The sequence below is a fragment of the Cytobacillus sp. T106 genome (assembly GCF_040492155.1).
Taxonomy (GTDB): domain Bacteria; phylum Bacillota; class Bacilli; order Bacillales; family Cytobacillaceae; genus Bacillus_AB; species Bacillus_AB infantis.
In genome coordinates this window covers 660,604-676,465 of the sequence record NZ_JBEUMK010000002.1, presented here as the reverse complement: position 1 = coordinate 676,465, position 15,862 = coordinate 660,604, and the positions used below count along the sequence as shown (strand labels likewise).

General features: G+C 47.7%; 14 protein-coding genes. 3 read left to right on the top strand and 11 right to left on the bottom strand.

The window, feature by feature from the left end; genetic code table 11:
* Positions 1-82 precede the first annotated feature (82 nt).
* Positions 83-1,537: a S41 family peptidase gene (locus ABU165_RS07540; protein ID WP_318059967.1), complete on the bottom strand. Its 1,455-nt coding sequence runs from the start codon at positions 1,535-1,537 to the stop codon at positions 83-85.
* 194 nt (positions 1,538-1,731) lie between these two features.
* Here ABU165_RS07540 and ABU165_RS07535 point away from each other — a divergent pair, with 194 nt between their 5' ends.
* Positions 1,732-2,769: an STAS domain-containing protein gene (locus ABU165_RS07535; RefSeq protein WP_318059966.1), complete on the top strand. Its 1,038-nt coding sequence runs from the start codon at positions 1,732-1,734 to the stop codon at positions 2,767-2,769.
* A gap of 52 nt (positions 2,770-2,821) precedes the next feature.
* On the opposite strand, the gene ABU165_RS07530 is transcribed toward ABU165_RS07535, so the two are convergent.
* The 5 genes from ABU165_RS07530 to ABU165_RS07510 form a co-directional block, all read right to left on the bottom strand.
* Positions 2,822-4,168: a murein hydrolase activator EnvC family protein gene (locus ABU165_RS07530; protein WP_318059965.1), complete on the bottom strand. Its 1,347-nt coding sequence runs from the start codon at positions 4,166-4,168 to the stop codon at positions 2,822-2,824.
* A 158-nt stretch (positions 4,169-4,326) separates the two neighbouring features.
* On the bottom strand, positions 4,327-5,220 hold the full coding sequence (gene ftsX, locus ABU165_RS07525) for a permease-like cell division protein FtsX (RefSeq protein WP_022544394.1): 894 nt from the start codon (positions 5,218-5,220) through the stop codon (positions 4,327-4,329).
* Complete coding sequence (ftsE, locus tag ABU165_RS07520; RefSeq protein WP_022544395.1) at positions 5,210-5,896, bottom strand: cell division ATP-binding protein FtsE; 687 nt, start codon at positions 5,894-5,896, stop codon at positions 5,210-5,212. The genes ftsX and ftsE overlap by 11 nt, the downstream gene beginning before the upstream one ends.
* Before the next feature lie 342 nt (positions 5,897-6,238).
* The gene (gene cccB, locus ABU165_RS07515) at positions 6,239-6,556 is read right to left on the bottom strand and encodes a cytochrome c551 (protein WP_318059964.1); all 318 of its coding nucleotides are present in this window, start codon (positions 6,554-6,556) and stop codon (positions 6,239-6,241) included.
* A 45-nt stretch (positions 6,557-6,601) separates the two neighbouring features.
* On the bottom strand, positions 6,602-7,474 hold the full coding sequence (locus tag ABU165_RS07510) for a YitT family protein (RefSeq protein ID WP_318059963.1): 873 nt from the start codon (positions 7,472-7,474) through the stop codon (positions 6,602-6,604).
* A 293-nt stretch (positions 7,475-7,767) separates the two neighbouring features.
* Here ABU165_RS07510 and ABU165_RS07505 point away from each other — a divergent pair, with 293 nt between their 5' ends.
* Positions 7,768-8,046, top strand: coding sequence for a hypothetical protein (locus ABU165_RS07505; RefSeq protein ID WP_318059962.1), 279 nt, complete (start codon positions 7,768-7,770; stop codon positions 8,044-8,046).
* Positions 8,022-8,225 carry a hypothetical protein gene (locus ABU165_RS07500; protein WP_318059961.1) on the top strand — a complete coding sequence of 68 codons (204 nt, stop codon included), beginning with the start codon at positions 8,022-8,024 and terminating at the stop codon, positions 8,223-8,225. The genes ABU165_RS07505 and ABU165_RS07500 overlap by 25 nt, the downstream gene beginning before the upstream one ends.
* Positions 8,226-8,315: 90 nt before the next feature.
* Here the strand turns inward: ABU165_RS07500 and prfB are convergent.
* The 5 genes from prfB to ABU165_RS07475 all read right to left on the bottom strand — a co-directional run bounded on the left by prfB (position 8,316) and on the right by ABU165_RS07475 (position 15,755).
* A protein-coding gene (prfB, locus tag ABU165_RS07495) for a peptide chain release factor 2 (protein WP_141195031.1) occupies positions 8,316-9,420 on the bottom strand; the annotation gives its coding sequence in 2 pieces (ribosomal slippage) (positions 8,316-9,347 and positions 9,349-9,420; 1,104 coding nt in all).
* A gap of 95 nt (positions 9,421-9,515) precedes the next feature.
* A complete protein-coding gene (gene secA / locus ABU165_RS07490; RefSeq protein ID WP_224949631.1) occupies positions 9,516-12,032 on the bottom strand; it encodes a preprotein translocase subunit SecA in 2,517 nt (838 codons plus the stop codon).
* A 597-nt stretch (positions 12,033-12,629) separates the two neighbouring features.
* Positions 12,630-12,914: a hypothetical protein gene (locus ABU165_RS07485; protein WP_318059960.1), complete on the bottom strand. Its 285-nt coding sequence runs from the start codon at positions 12,912-12,914 to the stop codon at positions 12,630-12,632.
* A 15-nt stretch (positions 12,915-12,929) separates the two neighbouring features.
* A complete protein-coding gene (locus ABU165_RS07480; RefSeq protein ID WP_353762641.1) occupies positions 12,930-14,813 on the bottom strand; it encodes an SEC-C metal-binding domain-containing protein in 1,884 nt (627 codons plus the stop codon).
* 99 nt (positions 14,814-14,912) lie between these two features.
* The gene (locus ABU165_RS07475) at positions 14,913-15,755 is read right to left on the bottom strand and encodes a DUF1028 domain-containing protein (RefSeq protein ID WP_094768491.1); all 843 of its coding nucleotides are present in this window, start codon (positions 15,753-15,755) and stop codon (positions 14,913-14,915) included.
* Between the last annotated feature and the right edge of the window lie 107 nt (positions 15,756-15,862).

The following is a 15,862-nucleotide window of genomic DNA, read 5'->3' as shown; positions in this document are numbered from 1 at the left end:
TCGATATGGCGAATATTACTGATGCCTGCTGCCCTTTAATAAATTCGACAAAAACCGGGAGGTGCCTGTCACCGCTCTGCGGTCACCTGCTGAGATAGCGGATAGCGGCCTGCAGCTGAATATCGTTTTCTTCTTTCTTGGTTTCCGCGATGATAGCCTGCTCAAGCGCGGCAGCAGTTTTGCTGTCAACCTTGCCTGTTGCCTCCAGTCCCTGATGCTGCTGGAAGGCTTTGACCGCCGTTTCGGTCGCTTCACTGAAATAGCCGTCCTTCCGGCCTGGCGACAGCCCGAGCCCATCAAGCATGATCTGTGCATTTTTGACCTGCTCATTATTCATATCCAGCACAAGCGGCTTTTCCAGATTAAGCGGGTGGGTATGGAAGATCTCCGGCTGGACGACTTCAATCGTCGGCTTGATCCCTTTCCTATGAATCCAATTTCCATCCGGAGTGAGCCATTTGAACAATGTCAGTTTAATATTGCTTCCATCTCCCATCGGAACGGGCTGCTGGACGGTCCCTTTCCCAAAGGTGGCTTCTCCGATGAGCGGGTAGCCTGCCCCTTCCTCCAGCGCTCCGGCAAGAATTTCAGACGCAGATGCACTGCCTTTATCAATCAGAACGGCTACCGGATAGTCTTTTTCTTTCTCAAGCTCTGAGAAATATCTTGTTTTATCTCCGTTTCTTTTTTGAATCTGAACATACGGCTTTTCTTTAGTAACAAGACCTTTCAGAATTTCCTCGACGCTGGACAGCAGTCCCCCCGGATTGCCGCGCACATCAATGATCAGTCCATCCAGTCCCTCTTTCTCAAGCTTTTTCAGCTCCCTGGTGAATTCCTTTGCTGTATCTTCTGAAAAAGTCGTAATTTCAATATGTCCGATTCTTTTATCGTTTTCTTCTTTCATTTCCGCATAGACAGTAATCTGCGGAATTTCATCTCTTTTCACCTTTACCGAAAGCGGCTCCTGAAGGCCCTGCCTCCGTATTTCCAGCATAACATTGGTTCCTTTTTCACCGCGGATTTTCAAAGTGGCTTCATATAAATCAAGGCCATCAACGCTTTCACCATCCACCTTCAGGATTTGGTCGTTCGGCTTCAGGCCGGCTTTTTCTGCTGGTGAATCTTTAAATGGAGATACAATGATCACCTTGCCATCTACCATGCTTACTTCCGCTCCGATCCCTTCAAACGATGACTCCAGTGTTTCATTGAATTGCCTGGCCGTTTCCTCGTTCATATATACCGAATAAGGATCATCCAATGTTGAAAGCATCCCCTGGATGGCCCCTTCTGCCAGCTGCTCTCCCTCTACCTTCTCTACATAGCTTCCGAGGATCAGCTCATACGCCTGGCCTACCTTCCCGAGCTCCTCGGGTGCTCCGCTGCCTGGATCTTCCTTGCCCTCCAGCCCGGCTTTAGGCTCAAGGCCGGCCTCTTTTTGCGAATGATAGAACCACTGCATCCCTGCATACGTTCCTCCCGATCCGGCCAGCAGTGATCCGGCCATAAAAAAAGCGATCACTCTTCGATTCATAGGTATCTTCCTTTCATAAGCCTGTTAAGCTTGATACTTCACTATATGAAAGATAGGGACAGGTTATGATGGAATCCACTTTCCCCTTAGATTTAAATCGCATTCTTTCCCTTTTTATTGGTATTCACCCCCGCTAAAGGGTAAAATGGTAACGAAGTTTATGAATAACTTGCTGGCTGAAGGAGGAAAGGTTTTTGGAGGAGAAGACTAATAATGAGTATAAAATCGGGCAAACGACCATCCAATGGAATGAAAGCAGCGGTTCCCTTGATTTTGAAGGGGATGATGCTATTCTCCTTTGGACCAAAACAGCCTTGAAAACCTTTATGAATACAATTGAGGAAGTAGCTGGAGATGATTCCGCCAGGCTCGTGCTTGAAACAGCAGGCTACAGGACCGGTGAGGACGTTAGCAGATTTTATAAAAGCACAGGCAAAAGTGTAGAAGCAATCATTGAATATCTTCCGCCGCTTTATAGCAGTGCCGGATGGGGGCAGGTGGAAATAACCGAATATTCCATGGATAAAAGAACGGCTGCACTCCGGCTGAAAAATGATTGGGAAGAAAGGGTCATCCGCGCCCAGGGAAAAAGCACGGCAGGGGCCTTCATTCCGGGCCACTGGGCAGGAGTGCTGTCAGGCCTTTTCGCTACAAGCATCTGGTATGAAATCACAGCGAGCACCTTTGAAGGAAGCACCTATACGGAAATCAGCTATTTCCCTTCTCAAATCACTCCGAAGGACAATATCCATGACAGCATCCGAAAGAAAGAGCAACAGGCAATTCTCGAGCTGGAAAGAAAAGTCGATCAGCGTACAAGAGAATTGAGCGAGCTGGTGAATGACCTGTCTTCTCCGCTTATCCCCGTAATAGATGGCATTACAGTCCTTCCTTTAATGGGCAAATTTGAGGAGAACCGTTCATCACAGCTCATCGAAAAGGTTCTTTCCGGCCTTTTGCTTCATAAGCCCTCTACACTGATTGTGGATATTACGGGCATCAACTCAGTTGATGACTATATTCTGGAGCTAATAAATAACCTGACAAAAACAACCACCCTTATGGGGGTCAAGCCTTTCATTGTAGGCATCTCCCCGCAGATCAGCATCCAGCTGACCGAGCGGAATATCACGCTGAATGACCAGCACTGTTTTGCCACACTCAAGCATGCCATCAATGAGGCACTGAGCATGGAAGGGCTTGAGATTGCACCTGTAAAAAAGACTGACTGATCTTTTTGCAGATAAAAAAAAGGAAGAAGCATCTAAGCTTCTTCCTTTTTTATTACATCGGTACGATCCCGATCGGATTGATTGCATTGGATTTAGATGCGTTCCAAGGGCCTCTGTGCAGTTCGAAATGCAGATGCTGTCCTTGTGAATCACCGGTGTTGCCCATGATCCCGATCTGCTGTCCTTTTGAGACAGTCGCTCCAGTGCCGATTGAGCGGCTGCTTAAGTGTGCATAAACAGTTGTGTATACTTGTCCCTCAATAGAATGGGAGATGAATACGACATTTCCATAGCTGCTGGAATAATATGATCTGATGACAACCCCATTTGCCGCTGCTACCACTGGGACTGTTCCGCTTTTAGCGATGTCCACCCCAGCGTGGAAAGTTCCCCAGCGCTGTCCAAGTCCCGATGTCACAACACCTGCAGCAGGCTTCGTAAAGTTGCCTCCCGAAATCGAAGGTGCGGATGATACTGGGCCGCCGCCTCCACCGCCGCTATTGCTGCTGCTATTACTACTACTACTACTTCCTGATGAGCTGTTTTTCTTGGCACCCGCTGCTGCAGCCGCACGTCTTTGACGCTCAAGCTCAGCCTGCCTTGCCAATTCTGCCTGATGCTTTTTCTCAAGCTCTATTGCCTGCTTGATGGCAGCTTCCTGGGCAGCAAGCAGTTCATTTTCTTCTTCAAGATTCAGCTTTTCAGCATGCTTGTGTTCTTCCTGGTTCTTTAAGCTGGCCATCAGCTTGTTCTTTTCAGCTTTTTGTGCATTCAGCTGCTTTTTCATGCTCTCAAGGTCAGTGCGCATCTTCTCAAGGGAAGAAAGCTCACTTTCCACCTTTGCCTGAGTCTCTTCAAGGAGCTTTTTGTCTGCCTCGTGCTCGCGCAGGATATCCTGGTCTGCTTCCACAATCGTAGCGACTGCTCCTACACGGTCAATGAAATCGCTGAAGTTCTGTGCTCCCATCAGGACATCGAGATAGCTGACCATACCGCCATTTTCCTGGAATGAACGGGCGCGGTCCTTCAGCATTTCATTACGTTTGTTGATTCGCTCAGTGATGACCACGATCTCGGCCTTCAGCTTTTCTATTTCTTCTTTCGTTGATGCAATCTGCTCTGTTTTTTCCTTGATCTTCGTTTCCGTATCGGAGATGGACAGGCTAAGACGCTCAAGCTCCTTGCTCACCTTGTCCTGCTCTCCCTGGAGTCTATTAATCTCTGAATCCGCGCTGTTAATCTTGCTGTCATTGCCGGAGCGCTGTTCTTGGAGTTGATTCTTCTTGCTTTCCAGATCACTGATTTTGCTCGCTGATGCCTGGCTGGCAGGGATGCCTCCAAAGATGCTTCCCAGGCCGACAGCCGTGGCAAAAGAAAACGCTGCTATTGATTTTTTCAAGTTCCGATTTCTCCTTTCCAATGGGGCCATATGTACGGGTTAGATCGTCTTCTATATGTTTTTGAAACTTTTCATACTATTCATACGTCTATTCTATGACGCATAAAGGGCCCGGAGTATGGTTCCCCCCTGCAGGGCCCTTCCATGCATCTTTTCTTTTATACTTTAAGGAATTTGCGGACACTCATCAGGCTGCCCCAGACTCCGATCAATGCTCCCATTAGAATGAGGAGTGCGGAAACCTGGTAGACAAATGGATTGAATTCCAGCAGCTGGATGAAATGGCCCTGAAGCCTTGGCGAGATATAATCATAGGCATAATTATAAGTGGTTGCGACCAGCACGATCGGCAGGATCGACCCCAGCACGCCCAGCCACAGCCCTTCAAGGAAGAACGGCCAGCGTATAAAGGCATTGGTCGCCCCTACCAGCTTCATAATCTCAATTTCTCTTCTTCTTGCTACAATTGTAATTTTAATCGTATTCGAGATCAGGAACATGGCGGTGAACAGAAGGCCCACTACCAGGACAAGACCGACATTCCGGCTTGTATTGATAAAGCCGAACAGCTTCTCAACCTGTCCCTGTCCGTATTTAACCTTTGTGGCATACTGCAGCTTCTCGATCTTTTCTGCCGTCTTCATTGTATCTTCCGGGTTTTTCGTTTTTACGATAAATACATCGTTCAGCGGATTGTCCTGTTCAAAAAGTTTGAAGGCCTGGCCTTCATCTCCAAGACTATCTATCAGATTGGTCAATTCTTCTTCCTTGGCTGAATATTCGACACTTCCCACTTCGGGTATCTGTTCAATTTTACTCCGTAAAACCTGCTGATCCTGCTCATTTGCAGCAATATCGATGTGAACGCGGATTTCCACGTCCTCTTCAATGGTTGTAGCCACTTGATTAAGATTCATCATAATAACGAAAAACACACCTACCAGGATGAGAGTGACCGTTACCGCACTGGCGGAGGCAAAAGTCATCCATCCGTTCCGGCCGAGGCTCTTGAAACTCTCCCTGATGTGACGGCGAAGGGTTCTAGCTTTCATAACCGTAATCTCCCCTTTGCTCATCACGTATGATTTTTCCGCCTTCAATGGCAATTACGCGATGCTTGATTGTATTAACGATTTCTTTGTTGTGCGTCGCCATTACGACTGTAGTGCCCCTCGTATTGATCTCATCAAAGATATTCATGATCTCCCATGAGGTATCAGGATCAAGGTTCCCGGTAGGCTCGTCGGCGATGACTACCTTCGGCGAATTTACAATGGAGCGGGCAATGGATACTCGCTGCTGCTCTCCGCCTGACAATTCAGTCGGCAGCATGCGCGCCTTATGCTTCAAATTGACCAGCTCAAGGGTTTCCATAACCTGTTTTTTAATATATTTTGGCTGCTCCTCGATAACTTCAAGGGCAAATGCGACATTCTCGTAAACTGTCAAAGTAGGAAGCAGCTTGAAATCCTGGAATACAACGCCGATGTTTCGGCGGAGCAGCGGAACTTTGTTAGGCCTCAGCTTTTCAAGATTCACGCCATTTATCGTAATTGTGCCGGATGTGGGCCTCTCTTCCCTGTACATCATCTTGATGAAGGTCGATTTGCCGGCTCCGCTCGGACCTACAACATATACAAACTCTCCTTGCTTGATCCGTACGTCTATCCCGTTGGCAGCAGTTACTCCGTTGGAATACTTCTTATATACGTCTTGCATTTCGATCATTTATATCACCTGTAGTTTAGTGTTAAGAATAGAATTAACTTTTCGCTAGAAATCGACAGCAATTCGACAACAGTGTTTATTAAATCGTGACAAAATTAAACACAAAACTACTAAAAGCAGCTTGTTCGTATTCTCACTCAACCCATTATAACATCATACTTTGTCAAAATAACGGAAAAAAATATTACAGTTTCTTTTCATTTGTATAAAAAACGGTTCTTTTTACCCAAAATCGGGTATCGTAATTTGTTAAAATACGACAAAAACATTGGAAAAACCTTCATATTTATAAATTAAAAAAACCGCCATCCTACTAAAGTAGGATGAAACGGTTTCTCCCTCTTACTTCTTAGCTGCCAGCCATTCTGCCACCGCAGCGGCATCCTCGCCTTCAAGAAGCCTTGGCGGCATGGCACCTTTACCTTCTGCAATCGTCTTTTCAATTTCTTCCTGGGAAAGCTGTGATCCGATCTTCTCAAGGCTCGGCCCAACCCCGCCCTGCAGATTGTCGCCATGGCAGCTTGAGCATTTCTGGGTGAACATTTTTTGCGGATCGCCCGCTCCTGCCGATTCACTGCCTTCATTCGCTTCTTCCCCGCCGCCGCACGCAGCAAGGACTACGGAAGCTCCCATAAAAATCATCATCAATTTCTTCTTCATTATAAATACCTCCTATATCCGGATCATTTCCGGACATCTGCAAGCCTAGGCACGTTTGAAGCCTTCGCCGAGCACTTCAGATGCATCCATTACTATAATAAACGCTTGAGGATCTATGGTCTTGACGAGTTGTTTCAATTTAGTGAACTCCGTCTGATCAACAACACACATCAGGATTGGCCGTTCATGGTCGGTATATCCGCCATATGCTGATAGTTTTGTCACTCCGCGGTCAATTTTATTCAAGATGCCTTCCCTGACAGCTGCCTGATTGTCCGTAATGATCATGGCCATTTTCGAACGGCTGAAGCCGACCTGGATCAAATCGATCGTCTTGGTTGTCACGTAAAGGGCAATAAGTGCATACAAACCTCTTTCAATATCAAAGATGACCGCTGCAGAAAGGACGATCAAGCCATCAATGATGGCCACACATGTCCCAAGGGTCAGCCCTGTATATTTATTGATGATCTGGGCCGCAAGATCAGTGCCTCCCGTTGAAGCCTTCCCGCGGAATACAATCCCAAGCCCAAGACCGACCCCGATTCCGCCGAACAGGGCGCCAAGAAGCGGATCCTGTGTCCATGGGTCTGCATGGCTCGTCAAAAATACAACAAGCGGCAGGAATATGGTTCCCGCTAAGGTCTTTGCCCCAAACTGCCTGCCCAAGAATATCAGCCCTGCGATGAACAGCGGAATATTAAAAGCCCACTGCACATAAGCCGGCTCCCAGCCAACCAATGCGTCCAATATTGTACTGATCCCGCTCACTCCCCCGGAAGCGATCCGGTTCGGCAGCAAAAACACATTGAACGCCACCGCCACAATCCCGGATCCCACCAGCACAAACAAATACTCAAGCGCCCGCTCCGCCCCAGGGTTATATGTACTTCCTCTCTGTCTCTTGCTCACTTGCATCCTGCTCCTTTATTGGTGACAGGCACCTCCCGTTATTTGTCGAAAGTTTCCTGTTTACTTTTTTTCTTCCATGGGCTTTTCATAGCCGAAAGTGAGTATAGCATGTTGAAAAAAGGCTGTAAATGCCAATAAAGTGACGTATTAAAGGAGTGGAGCGGAAGTGTATGGGAACAGCGGAATCCAGAAAAACTAAACCAATGCTATCTTTAGTTTTTATCTTTTTTACAAAAATATACAAAATGAATTTCCGCATACAGAAAAGTGGTATAATGTCGAAAAGGAGGTGAAAAAACATGGAGAAGTCACTCGAACAAATCCTGGTCATCATGCAGGAGCAGATAGTGGATCTTGGGTCACAGATGAACAGCCGGTTTGATGCAATGGAGAAAAGGCTCGACGGGATGGATGAAAGATTTGACGGTGTGGATAAAAGATTTGATATTGTTGATAAAAGGCTCGATGGTGTGGATAAAAGGTTTGATGCTGTTGATAAAAGATTTGACGCTGTTGCAAAAGGTTTGATGCTGTTAATAAAAGGCTCGATTCTGTGGATGAAAGGTTTGACAATCTGACCACCGAAATGAGAAGCCATTTTAAACATATTGAAACGAAGCTTGATCATCATGAAAAGCTTTACCAGGTGGTTTCAAATGAACTGAATGCAGCGAAGATTGACATTGAGTACTTAAGCGGGAAAACCGGTGTACATGATAAAGAGATCAACCAGTTGAAAAAGACGATTAAAGTATAGAAACCTTCCCGAAAACCTCATCACTGGCCTCACACAACATCCACAAAAAAAAAGCCTTTGCCATTTCCGGCAAAGGCTTTTCCTTCAATATTATAGGCTTAGTCTTGAACGCAGATAAGCATTGATGAATGGATCGAGATCGCCGTCCATTACGCCCTGGACGTTTCCTGATTCCGTGCTTGTGCGGTGGTCCTTGACCATGCTGTACGGATGGAACACATAGGAGCGGATCTGGCTTCCCCAGCCGATTTCCTTCTGCTCGCCGCGGATTTCCAGCAGCTCCTGCTCCTGCTCTTCAATTTTCTTCTGATAGAGCTTGGCCTGGAGCATTTTCATGGCGCGTTCACGGTTTTTGATCTGAGAACGCTCGGTTTGGCAGGTTACAACGACATTTGTCGGCAAGTGGGTGATCCGTACAGCTGAGTCAGTTGTATTGATATGCTGTCCGCCGGCTCCGCTTGCCCGGTACGTATCGATTTTCAGATCTTCTGTACGGATATCGATTTCGATTTCATCATTGAACTCCGGCATAACCTCACATGAAACGAAAGAGGTATGGCGGCGGCCTGAAGAATCGAATGGCGAAATCCGGACTAGGCGGTGGACGCCTTTTTCAGCCTTCAGATAGCCGTAGGCATTATGCCCTTTAATCGCAAGTGTGACACTTTTAATACCGGCCTCATCACCTGGCAGATAATCAAGCGTTTCAACCTTGAAGCCTTTTTTCTCTGCCCAGCGTGTGTACATGCGCAGCAGCATAGAGCCCCAGTCCTGGGATTCTGTTCCGCCGGCACCCGGGTGAAGTTCAAGGATGGCATTATTTTTATCATATTCCTCGCTAAGCAAAAGCTGCAGCTCAAACTGTGCAAGGCGCTTGCTCAGCTCGGTCAGCTCTTCGGCAAGCTCATTCTGCAGATCCTCATCGCTTTCTTCCTTCACAAGCTCATAAGTGAGCTCCAGGTTTTCAAATGTTTCATACAGGTCATGGAATTCATGGACCTGATCCTTCAGGGCATTCGACTCGCTGATAACAACCTGCGCCGCTTTCTGGTCATCCCAGAAATTCGGGTGCAGCATTTCTTCATCAAGCTCGGCGATGCGCGCCTCTTTGTTTTCTAAGTCAAAGAGACCCCCTAAAGTCCGCTAATACCTTAGCTGTTCTCTCTAACTCATTGCGAATGTCTGCTAATTCCATTCCAGTCACCTCTAAATAGTTTTTTTACAGTGTATCAGGAAAAAGAGAGCAGGCAAAGCTGATCGAGCTTTACCGGCCCTCTTCTGTTCTTATGCTTAAGCTTCTTTGCCGCAGCAGTTTTTGTACTTTTTGCCGCTTCCGCAGATGCAGCTGTCGTTGCGGCCGATATCCATTTGCTTAACGGCCGGTTTTTTCTTCACTTTTCCGCCTTCGTTTTCCTTCGGGTTGACTGCCTGGCCCTTGGCCACTTCTTCACGCTGAAGGTTGTTGCGGATTTCCGCTTTCATGATGTACTTGGCCACATCTTCTTCAATGCTGGCAATCATGTTCTCGAACATCGCAAAGCCTTCATGCTGGTATTCGCGCAGCGGGTCGATCTGGCCGTAGGCGCGAAGATGGATGCCCTGGCGAAGCTGGTCCATTGCATCGATATGGTCGATCCACTTAGAATCAACCGCACGGAGCACAACAACTTTTTCGAACTCGCGCATCTGGTCTTCAGCAAGAATTTCTTCTTTTTCATCATAGCGCTCTTTTACCTTCGCATAGATGGTTTCAAAGATTTCCTCTGTATCCTTGCCGCGCAGGTCATTGACAGTGAGGTCGCCTTCATTGAGAAGGTTGCCGTTCACATAGTCAAGCAGGCCATCCAGATTCCAGTTCTCTTCATCCTCAACAGCAGGGGCAAAAGCCTCGACATTGCGCTGCAGGGCAGCCTGGATCATCTTCTCGGCAATTTCGCGGAGGTTTTCAGACTCAAGCACCTCATTGCGCTGTGCATAAAGGATTTCACGCTGCTGGCGCAATACATCATCATATGACAGAAGCTGCTTACGGGCATCAAAGTTATTGCCCTCAACGCGTTTCTGCGCAGATTCAACCGCTCTTGATACCATCTTGCTCTGGATCGGCTGGCTGTCATCCATGCCAAGGCGCTCCATCATTGATTTCATATTGTCAGATCCGAAGCGGCGCATCAATTCATCTTCCATGGAAAGATAGAACTGCGTCACACCTGGATCTCCCTGACGTCCGGAACGTCCGCGGAGCTGGTTATCAATCCGGCGGCTTTCGTGCCTTTCCGTACCGATGACCGCAAGTCCGCCGACTTCCTTCACGCCTTCCCCAAGCTTGATGTCAGTACCGCGCCCCGCCATATTGGTGGCGATGGTAACAGAGCCTTTTTCACCGGCGTGGGCAATGATTTCTGCTTCGCGCTCATGGTTTTTCGCATTCAGGACATCGTGGCGGATCCCTTTTTTCGTCAGATATTTAGAAATGATCTCAGACGTCTCGATGGCCACCGTACCAACGAGCACCGGCTGGCCCTTCTGGTTGCGCTCGGCGATATCCTCGACCACCGCGCGGAACTTGCCGTCCATGCTCGCATAAATGAGATCGGCACGGTCGTCACGGGCAATCGGCCTGTTCGTCGGGATGACCGTTACATACATATTGTATATATTGCGGAATTCCTCTTCCTCTGTCTTCGCTGTCCCCGTCATACCGGCCAGCTTTTCGTACATACGGAAATAGTTCTGGAAAGTAATCGTCGCAAGCGTCATGCTTTCGTTCTGGATTTCCAGGCCTTCCTTCGCTTCGATCGCCTGGTGCAGACCGTCGCTGTAGCGGCGTCCCTTCATCAGACGGCCTGTGAATTGGTCAACAATGACGATCTCGCCGTCCTGAACGACATAATCGACATCAAGATGCATGCTCGCATGCGCCTTCAACGCCTGAGTGATATGGTGGTTGATCGCCACATGGGAAATGTCGAACAGATTCTCGATGCCGAAAGCCTTCTCTGCCTTCGTCATCCCGTCCTCTGTCAGCTGGACTCCCTTGGTTTTTTCATCATATGTGTAGTCGTCTTCTTTTTTCAGGTTGCGGACAAAAGCATTAGCCTGGATGTAAAGCTGGGCAGACTTCTGCGCAGACCCGGAAATGATGAGCGGTGTACGCGCCTCATCGATCAGGATGCTGTCGACTTCATCGATTACAGCATAATACAGCGGGCGCTGGACCTTCTGCTCTTTATAAAGGACCATATTGTCGCGCAGATAGTCAAAGCCAAGCTCATTATTCGTACCGTAAGTGATATCAGCCGCATAGGCAGCCTGCTTTTCTTCTTTTGAAAGTCCGTTCAGGTTCAGTCCGACAGTGAGGCCCAAAAATTCATAAAGACGGCCCATCTCTGTCGCATCACGGCTGGCCAGGTATTCATTGACCGTCACAACATGGACGCCTTTTCCTGCCAGTGCGTTCAGGTAAACAGGCATGGTCGCCGTCAGCGTTTTACCTTCACCGGTTTTCATCTCGGAAATATTCCCCTCGTGAAGGGACACGCCCCCCATCAGCTGGACCGGATAAGGATAAAGGCCGAGCACACGCTTTGCTGCCTCACGGACAACAGCAAATGCTTCGACAAGAATGTCATCAAGCGTCTCGCCTTTTTCCAGGCGCATCTTAAACTCAGCCGTCTTGTCGCGCAGCTGGTCATCAGTCAGTTTATCTATAGTGGAAGCCAGGGCATCAATCTGCTCCGCCTTCTTTGACAGTTTCTTCAAATCGCGTTTATTTTGATCGAACACTTTGTTTAAAATCCCAAGCATCAAAAACGCTCCTTTATATTGGATATGGGCTCGTCAATTGGCCTCAGAGCTTTTTATGAAAAATAAACAGCAGCCTCTATGGCAACTGCCGCTCCTGTACCTTTCGCTATTACAGCAGCTATCTCCTCCTGCAAAATATCGCAGGTTTCCTCCTTAATTCTACCACTTCCTCTATAGAGTGACAACAATTGTGAGAAAGTGCACGAAGTATGATGCGGTTCTGGTTGGGCGAGAGGATGGGTTTAGAGGTATGGATGAATTTAATTAATGGTAATTTGCTTGCAAAGGCCTCTCAGACATTATATATTTTGACTGCTAGTGAGTTGCATAGCCAATGGGCATGCTTATGATGATGTTTTTGGGTGAAATTTCACCGCAAATTTAGCCGCACCGCCGCGGATTATCCCCGGTTTGGTAAGTTTTCTACCCAAAAGTGATTTTTTTCACCCTAGTTTCTCTATGATTCTACCCAAAATCCCGTTGACTCTCCCCAAAAAGAGCTATAATTTTTCCTTCTTACATTTTTTGCAAAATCTACACCACAGAACTCATAGCATAAAAACCGGCACCCCCAACCAAGGAGTACCGGCCCACCAATCAAAACCTCAACAAAGACGTAACAACCACTATCCCCAGCACAGAAAAAGCGAACGTGCTATATTCCAGCTTCTTATTCTGGTCGCCGAGGAATTTAGCTGTAATGGTTTCCAGCACCCGCACCAGGACAAAAAGCACCACCAATACCGGAATCAGCAGATAGATATTTTCCCGCACCGGGCCGAAGTCAATGATCCTGACCAGCAGCAGGAGCACGCCCAGGGAGACCAGGTCGCTCAGATTGCGGTAATTCTTTTTAAACAGCCATCCGAAAAATGTATTCAATATGTCGCACCCTTTTTAGTTATTTTGCAGCCATGTCTGAATCCCGGGAATTCCCTGCCATAAATGAAGATGTCCATCCGCATAGGTGATAGCCTCATTCTTGTCACCCCAGCTGTAATAGTCCGGAATTGTACGCGGCATTTTCTTTTTCCCTGAAAGATAATCTGAAGCATGAGGATTATGTTTCTTCGCTTTCTTCAGCAGCGCAGCCGCTTTGCTTGTGAAGCCTTTTTCCAGCAGTTCGAGCAGGACCTGATTGAAGAGGCCTGCAGCCATTTCTTCCGGATAAGCTTCTAATAGCTTTCTGGCTTTCTTGTATTGCCTGCTTTCACAGTAAGCCTGGAACACCACAAACCTGACACCCTGATTATCATTCGGATTTAGCTCAAGAAGCTCTTCATAATGCCCAATCGCTTCCGGCAGATTGCCAAGCGCATGCAGCGCCTGTGCATAATTGGCTTTAGCCCTCATAAATGGCCGCGTTTCAACCAAGCCCCAAAAGTGGCCTTTATTTTCCTTGAAAAAGCCGTCCCCGAGATCCTTCTGTCCAGCCTCCATCCCCTTTTTAAACAGCTTAGCCGCTTCCGGAAGATCTTCCTTTTCAGCAAGGATATTATAGGCATCACTATTGAGCGGATTCAGCTCAAGCGCTTTCTCGGCAAGCTTATATCTTTTAGCACCGGATGCTCCGAATGCTTCATACATGATATCCTGGGCTTTACCCTTCTTGGTGGCCGAAGCTTTTTTCGGCAGCGGTTTATTCATGAGCCCCTGAAGGAAGCTATCCAAATCCTGTTCGTTCTCGAACTCCTGCTCCCCGATAAGACCCATCATCCGCTCAGACTCCATCAGGGAAGCCGGCTCCTGGAGCTCACATTGAAAGATTTCCTCCAGCACGTCCTCGATCGCATGATAGATTTCACCATAAGCATGCGATATGCTGGCTGCAGACACGCCATAGAGGGTTCCCAGCTGTTTTTGAGTATACGCAGGGCCCGACGGATTTGCCAGAGTGCCGACAAGATAGCGGAGGCCCGCCACATAAATCCCGGCCTTCTTTGGCTTTTTGCCGGTCTTCTCGATATATTTCATCCAGAGGGTGACCCCCATATCAATGACCCAGCTTTCCTCGCCTTCCTGCTCCATATCTCTGGCAAACAAATCAGCAACCTCCGCCGCTCCTTCGTTCGGCCACTCAAACGAAACAGCTGTCCTTGGCACCTCCTCCATCATCTCAAGGAAGAACTCCTGCAAAAATTCCTGCGGATCATCCATCCGGGTGGCTTTATATTCCCTTAAAAGAAAATCCCTGTATGCGTCGGAGTTTTCCCCGCCAAGTTCAAATGGCGCCGGGAAAAATACATGATGATCCAGATAAGGAAGCAGCATGCCGAATGCAAAACGGCCAGTCTCTATATCCCTGTAAGGTTCAAGGATGGTGACTGTAAAAGATTGTCCGCTCATTGCATCCTCAACCAGAAGCTTGCTTTCATTTCTTTCCTTAATAATACCTGCAAAGGCAAACGGCTTGTCCCATTTCTGCAGGATATCCTTCAGGTAGGAATTCTTCAATACAGGGAGCATCTCTTCTATAAATAAATCCATGATCCTCTCCCCGGAATCGAGCTCCCCAAAAGCTGTGAACCAGAACATATGGACAAATTCATAAAAGTCCCGCTCTTCCTTATCAAAGTATGGAAGATCCTCTAATTCGAAAGACTCCTGAAGCGGTTCTCCGTATACATGCTTGGCAAATTCAATCGCTTCTCCCTGGAGAGCAATGATTTCTCCTTCCATCCTGTCCGATATCACAATTACATCCTTGCTGCCGCAGCATTTTTTATATTTTTTCCCGCTGCCGCAGGGACAAGGATCATTCCGGTTGATTCTTCCGCTCAACATCTCTCTCTCCTTCCGCACATTCATTCTATCTTCTTTTTAGCATAATCCCTGGAAAATTGAAACCACTTATAAAAAACAGCCGCCAAACGGCAGCTGCTATTCTTGTTTCTTCATATATTCCAGTATATCCAGATCTAATTTCCCCTCATCCTGCTCGCGCTCTTCGAAGTTTTCTGTATGGATATAGGTTTTCAGCGCTTTGTATAACTCCCCGCCAGATGCCTTTTTCTCAAGATAGCCAAGTCTCACGAGCTGGATGCCCAATTCTGCCTCCACATCTCCTTCAATGTCAGCCACCCTGCCCTCTCTGCTTGGTGCAAAATAAAGCTGCTGCAGATGATAGATTCGGATTAATTCAGTGATCGGGTCAGGATGGTCATCGACACGCAGATCGATATAGCGGTCATTAAAGCCGCCATACCCCCCTTTTTCTTTTACCACCAATAGAGCTGCTGACTGCTGGCCGCGGCTGTCCCCGCCTGCTTCCTGGCCGGCATTAAGGGAGGCAAGCAGCCGTTCGGCCAGAGTGCCTTCACTGCTGGAAAAAGTATCAGCCATGGCCTTTACTGTATTTTCATCTACTAAAATATTGCCCTGCGCTGCGAAATATGTGCCTGCAGTCCCGCCGGCCCAGTCATAGCAGCCGCTCCCGGTAAAAGTAGCCCCATTTCCCTCGAAATCAACGATTCCGACCTGGCGCAGTTCCTTTTCAGGGTCTTCGGCTGTAATAAGGTCAAGTGCCTCCTGGGCAGTCTTCCCCTGCGCCATTAATTCAAGAGCCTGGGGGCCGTAAGCTGTGTTCGCATAAGACTGGGTTGCCACCGCACCAACGCCAGCCTTGGCAAATGGCACGACTGCACCAACACCTAAAAATTTGGACTGAACCGCAATCCCCCATTCCTTTTCCTTCGGATCATAGCCGATAATTGAAAAAGTCATTTAGTATTCCTCCTCATAATCTCTTTTTATATTCTTTCGCTTCCCTAAACGTTTTCTCCTTCATCTTCCATCTAAATAAATGTCCAAATTTGTCGATATACTTCTCG

What these genes read in the sequence shown, in the direction of transcription:
- ABU165_RS07540 (WP_318059967.1), bottom strand. Translation starts at nt 1,537, where the DNA reads ATGAATCGAAGAGTGATCGCTTTTTTTATGGCCGGATCACTGCTGGCC.
- ftsX (WP_022544394.1), bottom strand. Translation starts at nt 5,220, where the DNA reads ATGAAAGCTAGAACCCTTCGCCGTCACATCAGGGAGAGTTTCAAGAGC.
- ftsE (WP_022544395.1), bottom strand. Translation starts at nt 5,896, where the DNA reads ATGATCGAAATGCAAGACGTATATAAGAAGTATTCCAACGGAGTAACT.
- cccB (WP_318059964.1), bottom strand. Translation starts at nt 6,556, where the DNA reads ATGAAGAAGAAATTGATGATGATTTTTATGGGAGCTTCCGTAGTCCTT.
- ABU165_RS07510 (WP_318059963.1), bottom strand. Translation starts at nt 7,474, where the DNA reads ATGCAAGTGAGCAAGAGACAGAGAGGAAGTACATATAACCCTGGGGCG.
- ABU165_RS07505 (WP_318059962.1), top strand. Translation starts at nt 7,768, where the DNA reads ATGGAGAAGTCACTCGAACAAATCCTGGTCATCATGCAGGAGCAGATA.
- secA (WP_224949631.1), bottom strand. Translation starts at nt 12,032, where the DNA reads ATGCTTGGGATTTTAAACAAAGTGTTCGATCAAAATAAACGCGATTTG.
- ABU165_RS07475 (WP_094768491.1), bottom strand. Translation starts at nt 15,755, where the DNA reads ATGACTTTTTCAATTATCGGCTATGATCCGAAGGAAAAGGAATGGGGG.